Source organism: Rania fehmarnensis, assembly GCF_056494185.1.
Window position 1 is genome coordinate 6616105 of record NZ_CM151398.1, and the last position, 12553, is coordinate 6628657.

Below are 12553 nucleotides of genomic sequence, written 5' to 3' on the forward strand. Positions count from 1 at the left end.
AAAAATTGTTTGTTCATCCAATCTCTAGCGAGATCGGCTGCGGTTAGCGTAAATCATCCAATCTCTGGCGAGATCGGCTACGAACTCTACTTTATTGAACTCCCCAATCCCGCGATGCTTGTAGCGCTTGAACTGCAGGGCTTCAAAAGCTTTGCTGATAAAACTCGATTCGACTTCCCAGACGGCATCACCGTCGTGGTCGGGCCTAACGGTTCTGGCAAGTCGAACGTCGTTGACGCAATTAAATGGGTACTGGGTGCCCAGAGCGCCAAGGCGCTGCGCGGCAAAGACATGATCGACGTCATCTTCAAGGGCTCCGCTTCGACCGGGCGCAAGCCGGCCAATTCGGCCGAAGCTACGTTGGTCTTCGACAATAAAACTCGCAAACTGCCCAGCGACGCCGATGAAGTGCAAGTTACGCGGCGCGTCTATCGTAGTGGCGAAGGTGAATACCTGATCAACGGCCAACCCTGCCGCTTGAAAGACATTAAAGATTTATTTCGCGGCACCGGGGTGGGGGTCGACGCTTACAGTTTGATCGAACAAGGCAAAGTCGATCGCATGCTGCAAGCCTCACCCAAAGATCGGCGCATCATCTTCGAAGAAGCCGCCGGTATCAGTCGCTTCAAAGTTAAAAAGACTGAAGCTCTCCGCCGACTCCAACGCGTCGAACAGAACCTGTTACGCTTGCGCGATATTGTGGATGAAGTCAAAGGACGTTTGGAATCGCTCAAGCGTCAAGCCAGCAAGGCCCAGGCATATCGCGAGATGACCGAACGCGTGCATCAATTGCGTCTGCAGTTGGGCTGGACCGAGTACTGCGAACTGATCCAACGCAAAGACGATGCGGCCACGGAGCTAGCGCAGCTGACCAGCCAGCGCGAGCAAAAAGAACAAGCGGTCGAAACTGCCAAACAGTCAGCCCAAGCGGCGGACGTGCAATTGCACCGCGTAGCTCAACAATGTCAGGACGTCGACGAAAAGTTGCAGAGCATCCTGCAAGAAATCGCGGTGATGCAATCCAATCAAGCCAACCTGAGCGATCGCTTAAGCGAGACCGAAGCCGAAGTCACGCGGGCGACTTCGCGTTTGGCTGCGCTGCGCAATCGAGTCGAATCGCTAGTGGACGAACTGGAGTCGGTGGAAAGCGAAGTGGCTGCCTCCGCCAGCGTCGTCGAAGCTGCCAAGACCCAAGTTGCTAAAGTTCTAGCCGAACATCAAACGCTAAGCGACACGGTTCGCGATCGCGAAGAGAATCTCGAACGCTTACGCAAAGAGCACATTGTGCTCTTGCGACAGGTCAGCCAGGCCAGCAGTTCGAAGTCGCATGTCGAAAACCAATTGGCTGAATTGGCCAAGAGTATCGCCGAACATGAAAGCCAGTTGCAGACGCTGTCCAGGTCAGAACAACAAGCGCGGCGACATGCCGAACAAGCCGCCACACAGCTCAAGCAAATTCATCTCGATACCAACTCCGCCACCGAATCGTTAACTGCTCAGCAATTGCAGTTGGAAGAAAACCGCAGCCTGCTGGCCAAACGGCAAGAGGATGCAGCCTTGCTGAATGGACGTCTGGAAGGTGCACGCGAACGCCTCTCGGTCCTGGAAGCGTTGGTTGCACATCAAGAAGGTATCGATGCGGGAGCTCGGCAATTATTGCAACTGGCCAAAGACAATTCCGGCGCTCCCATGTGGAACTCGGTGCGCGGCCTGGTAGGTGAGTTGCTCGAGTGTGACGTGCATCTAGCCCCTTTGATCGATGCCGCGCTGGGTCCAACCGGACAGGCTATCGTCTTAAGCGACGGCGCCATCGTCGATGCGATTCGCGACGACGTGCTGAAGATCGATGGTCGCGTTACGCTCATGCGTTTGGATCGCTTACCTCAGCGTCGCTTTGGTGAACGAATTCAGTTGGATGGTGTGGCTGGCATCATCGGGCGCGCCGATCGTTTGATCAAATTCTCAGATGAACTGGGTGGCCTCTATCGATACTTGCTGGCAACCACGTGGCTGGTCGATAGTTTGGGTACAGCCTTGGAACTCGGTCACTTTCGCGGAGCCGGCTTGCGTTTTGTGACAGCTGATTGCCAGCTGATCGAAGGCGACATCTCATTGACGTTGGGTGCCACACAAACTTTGCCGGGTGTGGTTTCGCGGCGCAGTGAGATGGTGGCCGCGCGACAAGAGATTGAAACCTACACTTATCAACACACGCAGGCTCATGCGGAAGTGCAGCGCCTGCAGTTGCGAGTTAGCCAGCTAGCGCCGGCGGTTCAAGAACTGGAAATGAAAGTTCGTGAACTAACCAAGGATTTTGCTCGTCAACAAGTGCGAGCTCAACAAGCAGTCGGACGGTTGGATGAACTGGAACAGCAAACCGGTCGGCACACGCAAGAACTGCAAGCGGCTCTTCAGCGCCGCGGTGAGATCGAGCCTGAACTGCTGCGCTGGCAAGCCGAAGTGGCGCAGCTGGGAGCCAGAATCGCCTCGGTCGAGTCGACGCTGCTGAGCGATCGCGGGACCCATGGTCAAGAACAAGCTCGTCTACAAGCATTGTCCGAAGAACTGACCAGCGGACGCATTCAACTGGCCCGCGTTGAACAGCGTTATGACGCCAGTCGCGCTGCCTTGGATCAATTGCGTCGCAATCAGCAAGAACGACAACAAGCAGTCGAAGAAGCTCGTCGCGAAATCGAGCGACTACATCAACGACGTGTTCAGTTCGAACTGGAGATCCTGACTATCACCAGTAAGCTAGCCGAGGCTTACCTGGCTAGCGAGTCGCAACAAGCGAGCCTGGATCAGTTAGCTTTGGAAGCGGCCAGTTTGCGCAGCCAACGGACCAGCCTGCACAAGCAGTTCGAGTCGGAACAGCGTGGGCTGGATAAACTGATCGGCAAGTTTCAAAATGTCGAATCCGAGCTCACGCGCAACACCGAAGCCATCGCTACTTTGCTCAAGCGATTGCAGGAAGATTATCAGGTCGGCTTGGAAGAACTGCAAACAGCCAGCACGATCGAAGACGCTGCGCAGCGTAAAGAGTTAGCCGCCGAGTTGACTCAACTGCGACAGGACATCGCTTCGGTGGGCGCAGTGAACTTGACCGCCCTGGCTGAGTTGGATGAACTACAAACGCGCTACGATCATTTGCACGGCCAGTACGAAGATTTGAACTCGGCCAAAGAATCGTTGCAGCGCATCATTCACAAGATCAACGCCGATAGTCGTCGCTTGTTCCTGGAAACGCTAGAAGTCATTCGCACGAATTTTCAAAAGCTATATCGCAAATCGTTCGGCGGAGGTAGCGCCGATATCGTGCTGGAGGCCGGTGAAGATGTGCTCGAGTGCGGCGTCGACATTATCGCCACGCCTCCCGGAAAGACTGCACTGAGCAACTCGCTATTGAGCGGTGGTGAAAAGGCACTGACCGCCGTTGCGTTGCTGCTGGCGATCTTCGAATTTCGTCCCAGTCCATTCTGCGTGCTGGACGAAGTGGATGCTCCGTTTGATGAAGCCAACATCGGTCGCTTTGTGAACGTACTGAGCGAATTTTTGGACTTTACCAAGTTCATCGTGGTGACGCATTCCAAGAAGACCATGACCGCAGGTGACACTCTGTACGGAGTCACCATGCAAGAATCGGGCGTGAGTAAACAAGTTTCAGTGCGTTTCGAAGACGTCAGCGACGACGGCAAGATTCTCTCCACCGAAACCCGCCGCGCCGCCTAAAACGGGTTTTTTAGTCCGCTGCCTGGCGACCTCGTTTAACCCGTAGCCGCAGGCGAGGAGCACCCTCTAACCACTTCCGCTACCGACCTTAAACCGTTCGGCTCGGATGGAGAGTTTGGTTAGCCGGTTCACCTCGCCTGGCGGCTACGTGTTAAACGATTTGTCGTCAGGCGAGGAGCACCCTCTAACCCAATCCTGCTAGCGTCGAACTTCTGCGTGCTTAAAGCGATCACTTGCCACCATCAGTTGCACGCCTTCGTTCGCCTCGCCTGGCGGCTACGGGTTAAACGATTTGTCGTCAGGCGAGGAGCACCCTCTAACCCAATCCTGCTAGCGTCGAACTTCTGCGTGCTTAAAGCGATCACTTGCCACCATCAGCTGCACGCCTTCGTTCGCCTTGCCTGGCGGCTACGGGTTAAACGATTTGTCGTCAGGTGAGGAGCACCCTCTAACCCAAGCCTGCTAGCGTCGAACTTCTGCGCGCTTAAAGCGCTCACTTGCCACCATCAGCTGCACGCCTTCGTTCACCTCGCCTGGCGGCTACGGGTTAAACGATTTGTCGTCAGGCGAGGAGCACCCTCTAACCCAATCCTGCTAGCGTCGAACTTCTGCGTGCTTAATTCGATCACTTGCCACCATCAGCTGCACGCCTTCGTTCGCCTCGCCTGGCGGCTACGGGTTAAACGAAAACCTAGCCCGGCTGACCAAACAGAGAAATCTGGCACACGATCGCGTCTAATATTGAGACACTTCGTCTCAATTGAGCGAACAATTTCGGTCGGATTCTGTCGAATAAGTGTTTAAAGGAAATGGGAAAGCGCTCAGTTTCTCTCAAGAAATGAGTGTTTTCAAAATTTTATCCAGCTCCTGGCGGCTTTGGCACAGAAGATGAATATGGAAGGCATCATCAACAAGAGAAACGACGCAGCCGCCGAGTGACTTGGGGTTCTTGGCCGTAGTGGATGTGGGGAGTGACATGATGATGAGGTACAGAGCTTTAGCCATTGCCGCACTGGCCGTGAGTGCTGCGGCCCAGACCAGTTCCGCTCAACAGAATGGTGTGGCAGTAGCGCCGATTAGCAACTGGAGTTATCAGCACCAGTCGAGCACGTTGGAAGAAGGTTATCTGCGAGGTGCTGCCAGCATCATTCAAGCGGAAGGGCAGATGAACTACACCAACTCGTTGGCTGCGGTGAACTTTCAAGAAGCTTACCGTCGACAGTTGGAAAACAGCCGCTTGTATGTGCAAGTGTTCCTGGAACGCAAAGAAATGGTTCGCCAGTACCTCGAGCGATACGGTGACCATCCACCAACCAAAGAACAGATTGAGCGCGTCAACAAGGCAGCCATGCCCGATCGATTAAGCGCTGACGAATACGACCCGGTTACCGGCAAGCTAGTGTGGCCGCATATTCTTCGCGATGAAGCGTATGCCCCGTTTCGCAAGCGAATAGACCAGCTGATGGCAAACCGCACACCTGAGAACAGTGGTGATGGTAGCCCTTGGCAACGCGAACTGCATCAGATGGTCGAGAATACTCGACGACTACTCAAGCAGAACATTGATACCGTGACGGCTCAGCAGTATGCACGAGCCCGCTGGTTCCTAGTGTGTTTGGACTACGAAGGCATGTTGATGCCTGGCGATACGACTGGTTTGCCCAAAGCCGCTCCGGTAGCTCAAGACGCCCCTGCGGCGACTGTGCCCTCCGGAGATGCCTCGGCGACTCCGGTTCCGCCAGCTCCGCCTGCTCCTGCCCCAGTGGCAGCCGAGCCCACGGCGACCGCGGGTGCACCCAGTGCCCCTGCAGTGGTCAAGTAAGTGGCCGTCGAGTAGTTCACGAGCGTTCAACTGGAGATTTTTGGCGGGGGTTTGTCAGGAGCGATTTTTCTTCACCGCAATTGTTATTCTGCGACTCCCCACCACGGGCGTCTTCTCACTTCGAGAGGGCGCCTTTTTTTGTTTCTTCGTTTGTCACCTGCCCGGGGGGCTCGCCTTCAGGAGGGCGAATGCTCCTGCTGAGCCGAACACCGTTTTGCAGTACGGACGTAGGTTCGGGGGCAGTGATGATGGCTTACACGTGCTCTGTCCCCAGGTGCGGACGGGGGACACACATCGGATCCGGGTGGTGACGATCACCAGAAACATACCGGTGGTCTGTCCCCAATTGGCCGGCTGGCGTTGGTGGCATTGGACAAGGAGTGATGGCCGGGGACACACACCGCGCAGCGGTGGCGAGAATGTCGCGGCCGCTCAGCAAGCTCGTACTCGTACTCCTACTCGTACTCCTACTCGCACTCCTACCCGTGCTCTGTCCCCGGGCGCTGTCGGGGGACACACCTCGGATCTGGGGTGGAGACGATTGCCAGGAACATACCGGTGGTCTGTCCCCCAATTGGCCGGCTGGGCGTGTTGCCGGCATTGGACAAGTAGTCATGGCCGGGGACAGACACCGCGCCAACAGTAGCGAGACTGTCGCAGCCGCTCAGCAAGCTCGTACTCGTACTCCTACTCGTACTCCTACTCGTACTCGAAAGTGTCACGAGTACGAGTACCAACCCACCGTCCGTGCTCTGTCCCCAGGCGCGGCCGGGGGGACACACGGGACACACGTCGGATCCAGGGTGAGACCAAAGCCATCATTACCGACGTTCAATCACCGATGGTCTGTCCCCAATCGACGGCTGGGTGGTTGCTAGCATTACGTTGAGGATCCATAACCGGGGACAGACACCGCCAGTTCTCGTACTCTCCTACTCGTACTCCTTCTCGTACTCCTTCTCGTACTCCTTCTCGTACTCCTTCTCGTACTCCTTCTCGTACTCCTTCTCGTACTCCTTCTCGTACTCCTACTCGTACTCCTACTCCTACTCGAAATTGTCAGAAGTACGAACCCAACGTCCGTGCTCTGTCCCCAGGTGCGGCCGGGGGGACACACGGGACACACGTCGGATCCAGGGTGAGACCAAAGCTATCATTACCGACGTTCAATCACCGATGGTCTGTCCCCAATCGACGGCTGGGTGGTTGCTAGCATTACGTTGAGGATCCATAACCGGGGACACACACCGTACTCTCCTACTCCTACTCCTACTCCTACTCCTACGAGTAGGAACCAGAGCCTCGGACGCGGTTCAGTGTGATTTCCCAGAAATCGACCTACAGTAATTTGCTCGCCCTTGCTACACTTTCGGTCCGTCGATCGGACACGACTTCGCGTCAAGGAAGATGCACAATGCTATCAACAGTTCGCAACTGCCAGCCTTTGCGCTGGGCCGGCGCCACACTGGCTCTCGTTTCAGTCGCGCAAATCGCCAGCGCTCAACAGGTTCAGCTTCAACGACCACAAGTCGGCCAAGGGCAAAACCCAGCTGCAACCCAACAAACTGCGGCACCTCAGGGTGGAGCTCAAGCCGCTGCGCCACAACAAGTTCAGCTGACGCCAGAGCAAGCGGCCAATCTACAAGCGGCTCAGCAGCAGCAAGCCCTTGGCGGAGGCGGAGTTAATCCGGTCGCTCCTTTCCCACCGCTGGATCCACAGTGGCAAGCCTGGATCAATGAAGTGCTCACCCGGTGGGAAGTCGAAAGTGCCAAGATCGAGAAATTCCAATGCAACTTCATTCGCCACCAATTCGAACCGGCTTTGGTTGCTAAACACGCCAACTCGCAAGCCAAAGGCGAGCTGAAATACATGAAGCCCGATAAGGGCCTCTTCAAAGTTACGGAGCTCGTGCACTACAAGGGTGCCGACGACAAAGGAAACCCGCAGTACGGCGCCAACCCCCAGAAGCAGTTTGGCGAATACTGGATCTGCGACGGTCAGTACATTCACATCCTGGACCAAAACGAAAAGAAGTGCACCAAGCAACAGTTGCCACCTCACATGCGCGGCAACGCGATTCACCTCAGCCCGCTACCGTTCGTCTTCGGCGTTAAGAAAGCCGAGATGGAGGCCCGCTATTGGATCAAGCCCTTGGCGTCGCAACCTAATGAGCCAAACTTCATTCGCTTGGAGGTTTATCCACGTCGAGCCGATGACGCATCCAACTATCAGCGGGTCCAAGTGGTCATCGATCTGCGAGACTGGCTGCCGGCGGCCATGTTCGTCTTCTTGCCGAATTGGCGACCGGAGGCAGATCATCGCGAAGTGTATTACTTCACCAATCGCGTGGTAAATGCCAAGAACATCCTGCCGGCCCTGTTCCAGAAGGAGTTTATCCCCGCCGATCCACCGAAGGACTGGAAAGTCATCATCGAACCTTATCAAGCTGACGGCGAGCCTGATCCAAAACAGCCACGCGTGGCAGCACCTCCGGCGGCTCAACCGGTGTTGAAGTAGATCCACTCCAAAATCGCCAGCACGGAGAGCACAGGGGTACACCTCTGCTCTCTGCGTTTTAGCCCAGTCCCATCGCAGCGGCCGGTCAGCTGGCCGGCGTCTCCGCCAATTTGGCACCTGCGGTCATAACGCGAACCACAACGCGCGTGCTCATATTTCTCAACGTCGCAAGTTCAATGCTGCGAAAGACTTGCGTCTCCATTTGCGTCGTTCGGACCACATGATGGCACAACTCTTGCATAGCGTGCCCGCCACCGCAGTCGTCCTGCCATAAAGGGCGCGTTGCACAAGTGGCATAGGCTTTTGGGCCTGTGTGTGGCACGGGCCGCTTGGCCTGTGAACCTACCCTACACCAACCAACCGTTCGCACATTAGTGATTCATTTGGAAACAACCAGTCCGTCTCCCGCGGTTGGTTGTTTCCCCACGGTGCCACCCCTGGCGCCGCACAGTGTTGATCAAACGCAGTGTTAATCAAGCACAGTGATACCTGAAAACAAGGGAAACTTGGAGGAGCTTCAAACGTGGCAAAGCAAATGGTGTTTGATGACGAGGCACGCCAACCGTTGTTGGCTGGCGTCTCGAAGCTGGCGCGTGCAGTTCGCAGCACGCTCGGTCCCCGCGGTCGCAATGCAGTCCTGGATAAAGGCTGGGGTTCGCCCAAAGTCACCAAGGACGGCGTAACAGTCGCTGAAGACATCGAACTGGACGATCCGTTCGAAAATCTTGGCGCTCAACTCGTCAAGGAAGCGGCCAGCAAGACCAATGACGTCGCCGGCGACGGCACCACAACCGCAACCGTCTTGGCCGAAGCCATCTTCCGCGAAGGTCTGAAAATGATCGCCGCCGGTGCCGATCCGATGGCCCTCTCGCGTGGTATCGCCAAAGCCGTGGATACCGTCGGTCAAGAGATCGTCAAAATGTCGATCAAGATCGACGAAAAGAACAAGAAGGAAATCAAGCAAGTTGCCACGATCGCCGGCAACAACGATCCCGAAATCGGTGAAGTGCTGGCCAATGCCTTTTTGGAAGTTGGCAAAGACGGCGTGATCACGATCGAAGAAGGTCGCAGCAGCGAAACCACGGTCGATGTGGTAGAAGGCATGCAGTTCGATCGCGGCTTCCTCTCGCCCCACTTCGTCACCAATGCCGATAACGTGTCGGTTGAGCTGGAAGATTGCTACATTCTGCTGTACGAAGAAAAGATCAGCACCAACAAGAAGATGATTCCGCTGTTGGAAGCCATCAGCAAGTCCAAGAAGCCTCTGCTGGTAATAGCTGAAGATATCGAAGGTGAAGCTCTGGCCACGTTGGTGGTCAACAAGATGCGCGGCATTCTGAGCGTGGCCGCGGTGAAGGCACCGGGCTACGGCGATCGCCGCAAAGCCATCATGGGTGACATCGCTACGCTGACCGGCGGTCAAGCGATCTTCAAGGATCTCGGCATCGATCTGGAAAGCGTCAAGCTGAGCGACCTGGGTCGCGCCAAGAAGATCAGCATCACCAGCGAAGAGACGATCATTGTCGGTGGCGCTGGTAAAAAAGATGCAATCGCTGGTCGAGCCGAACAGATTCGCCGCGAAATCGATAACACCGATAGCGATTACGATCGTGAAAAGCTGCAAGAACGCCTGGCCAAACTGGCCGGTGGCGTAGCTCAAATCAGCGTCGGCGCTGCGACTGAAACCGAAATGAAAGAGCGTAAAGCTCTGCTGGACGATGCCAAGGCTGCAACGCAAGCCGCCTTGCAAGAAGGTATCGTGCCCGGTGGTGGTGTAGCGCTGCTCCGCTGCGAAGATGCCCTCAAGAAGCTCAAGTCGGAAGGCGACGAGCAAATGGGCATCAACATCATTCGCAACGTGCTGGATTATCCGCTGCGGGCCATTGCCAATAACGCCGGCGTCGACGGCGCCGTGGTCGTCAATCGCGTTCGTCAGCAAAAGGTCAAGACCGAAGGCTACGATGCCAACACGGACAAGTACACCGACCTGGTCAAGGCCGGCATTATCGACCCAGCCAAGGTAGTTCGCACGGCTCTGCAAAACGCAGCCAGCGTGGCTTCCCTGCTGCTGACCACCGAATCGCTAATCGCCGACATTCCTAAAGAAGAGGAAGAAGGCGGCGGACATGACCATCACGACCACGGCATGGGCGGTGGCGGTATGGGTGGCATGGACATGGGCGGCATGGGAGGAATGGGCGGCATGGGTGGCATGGGCGGCATGATGTAACTCGCAAGTTGCGATTCTGAAACCGCGATCTTCAAGTCGCGAATTAGGAATCGCAATTTTGAAATCGTAAATACACAATTCAGTTCAAAACAAAACAAATCAAAAAAGTTAATAAGGAACTCACACCAATGGCTAAGATCAAGATTCGTCCGCTCGATGATCGTATTGTTGTTCAACCTGTTGATGCTGAATCGACCACCGCTGGCGGTATCGTGCTGCCCGATTCGGCTCGCGAAAAGCCACAACGTGGTACCGTCCTGGCTGTCGGTCCTGGCAAGCTGCTGGATAACGGCAATCGCGGCACGCTGAGCGTCGCGGTCGGTGACGTAGTGATCTACGGCAAGTACGGCGGAAGCGAAGTCGAAGTCGACGGTCAAGATGTCAAGATCCTCCGCGAAAGCGACGTCTTGGCCAAAGTCCTAGCCTAAGCGCTGTGGCATAGGCTTCCAGCCTGCATGTGGCATAGGCTTCCAGCCTGTGTTGCCCAGCCATTATTTACCCGTACGCCGCAGGCGTGTGACCCACAAGCGTCGCCCGCCTGCACCACCAGACAATCAAGCACAACAAACAACAGTTAAGGAATACAAGCGTGGCAAAGCAATTGATGTTTGAGGATCACGCCCGCGCCCGCATGCTGCAAGGCGTGGAGAAGCTGGCTGATGCCGTGGCTGTGACCATGGGTCCGACCGGCCGCAACGTGATCATCGATAAGAGCTTTGGCGGTCCGACAGTGACCAAAGACGGTGTAACCGTCGCCAAAGAAATCGAACTAGAAGATCGCTTCGAAAACATGGGCGCTAAGCTCGTGGTCGAAGTCGCTCAGAAGACCAGCGACCTGGCCGGTGACGGTACCACCACCGCTACCGTTTTGGCGCGTGCGATTTTCAAAGAGGGTCTGCGCAACATTGTCGCCGGCAGCAATCCCACTGCGATTCGCCGTGGTATCGACAAGGCTGTGGCCGCAGCGGTTGAACAACTGCATGCCATGGGCAAGCCAGTTAGCGACGCACAGCAAGTGGCTCATGTCGGCGCAATCAGCGCCAATAACGACATGAAGATTGGCAAGCTGCTGGCCGAAGCCCTCGAAAAGGTCGGCAAAGACGGCGTCATCACTGTCGAAGAAGGCAAAACAGCCGACACGACCGTTGAATATGTCGACGGTATGCAGTTCGACAAAGGCTTCGTCTCGCCGTACTTCATCAACACGCCAGCCGATATGAGCTGCACGTTTGATAACGCGCTGATCTTGCTATATGAAAAGAAGGTCAGCAACATTCGCGACCTGGTTCCAATTCTGGAAAAGACCAGCCAAAGCGGTCGTGCTCTGCTGATCATCGCTGAAGATGTCGATGCAGAAGCGCTGACATTGCTCGTGGTTAACAAACTGCGTGGCACGTTGAACGTCTGTGCGGTTAAAGCTCCTGGCTTTGGCGATCGTCGCAAAGCGATGATGGCTGACATCGCCACTTTGACCGGTGGCACGTTCATCAGCGATGACCTGGGTATTCAGCTAGAGAAGATCACGCTGGAACACCTGGGCCGCGCCAAGAAGGTCGTGATTGACAAGAATAACACGACGATCGTCGAAGGCGCTGGCGATCGCAAGACGATCGATTCACGCGTGGCTCAGATCCGTACGCAAATCGAGCAAACCGATAGCGAATACGATCGCGAGAAACTGCAAGAACGCCTGGCCAAGTTGGCCGGTGGCGTGGCTGTGATCAGCGTCGGTGCTGAAACCGAAGCCGACATGAAGCAGAAGAAGGCTCGCGTTGAAGACGCTTTGCATGCAACTCGCGCTGCGATGGAAGAAGGCATTTTGCCTGGTGGTGGTGTAGCTCTGCTGCGTTGCCGAGAAGCAGTCGAGAAGGCACTGTCCGACGCCAAGGGTGATGAGAAGATCGGTTGCCAGATCATTCTGCAATCGCTGTCGGCTCCGCTGCGTCAAATCGCCGATAACGCTGGTATCGATGGCTCGGTAGTTGCTGACGAAGTCAGCCAAAAGCCGGTGACCCATGGTTACGATGCCAACAAGGGCGAGTATGTTGACATGCTCAAGAGCGGCATCATCGACCCAGTCAAAGTTGTACGCACGGCTCTGGCCAACGCCAGCAGTATCGCTGGTCTGCTACTGACCACCGAAGCCCTGGTCACGACTTTTGACAAGGATGACAAGAAGAAGCGACGTGCAGAAGGCGCGATCAACTAATGTGCGCACGTTGTCCAACGTGCCCCAGTTGATCTACTCATATCT

The 12553-nt window shown here is 55.8% G+C and carries 7 protein-coding genes; 6 read left to right on the top strand and 1 reads right to left on the bottom strand.

Annotation, left to right across the window (positions count from 1 at the left end):
* Nucleotides 1-114 precede the first annotated feature (114 nt).
* The 3 genes from smc (at nt 115) to SH573x_RS22555 (ending at nt 8069) form a co-directional block, all read left to right on the top strand.
* Complete coding sequence (gene smc / locus SH573x_RS22545; RefSeq protein ID WP_479356794.1) at nt 115-3729, top strand: chromosome segregation protein SMC; 3615 nt, start codon at nt 115-117, stop codon at nt 3727-3729.
* A 976-nt stretch (nt 3730-4705) separates the two neighbouring features.
* Nucleotides 4706-5551, top strand: coding sequence for a hypothetical protein (locus tag SH573x_RS22550; RefSeq protein ID WP_479350065.1), 846 nt, complete (start codon nt 4706-4708; stop codon nt 5549-5551).
* A gap of 1414 nt (nt 5552-6965) precedes the next feature.
* Nucleotides 6966-8069, top strand: coding sequence for a TIGR03009 domain-containing protein (locus tag SH573x_RS22555; protein WP_479350066.1), 1104 nt, complete (start codon nt 6966-6968; stop codon nt 8067-8069).
* An 85-nt stretch (nt 8070-8154) separates the two neighbouring features.
* Here SH573x_RS22555 and SH573x_RS22560 read toward each other — a convergent pair whose 3' ends face one another.
* Nucleotides 8155-8310, bottom strand: coding sequence for a hypothetical protein (locus SH573x_RS22560; protein ID WP_479350067.1), 156 nt, complete (start codon nt 8308-8310; stop codon nt 8155-8157).
* A 282-nt stretch (nt 8311-8592) separates the two neighbouring features.
* Here SH573x_RS22560 and groL (SH573x_RS22565) point away from each other — a divergent pair, with 282 nt between their 5' ends.
* From groL (SH573x_RS22565) to groL (SH573x_RS22575), 3 genes are all read left to right on the top strand, one after another.
* Nucleotides 8593-10299 (top strand): chaperonin GroEL, encoded by a 1707-nt coding sequence (gene groL / locus SH573x_RS22565; protein WP_479350068.1) that lies wholly within the window; start codon nt 8593-8595, stop codon nt 10297-10299.
* Nucleotides 10300-10427: 128 nt separating this feature from the next.
* Nucleotides 10428-10727 (top strand): co-chaperone GroES, encoded by a 300-nt coding sequence (locus SH573x_RS22570; RefSeq protein WP_479350069.1) that lies wholly within the window; start codon nt 10428-10430, stop codon nt 10725-10727.
* Nucleotides 10728-10888: 161 nt separating this feature from the next.
* Nucleotides 10889-12508 (top strand): chaperonin GroEL, encoded by a 1620-nt coding sequence (gene groL / locus SH573x_RS22575; protein ID WP_479350070.1) that lies wholly within the window; start codon nt 10889-10891, stop codon nt 12506-12508.
* Nucleotides 12509-12553 lie beyond the last annotated feature (45 nt).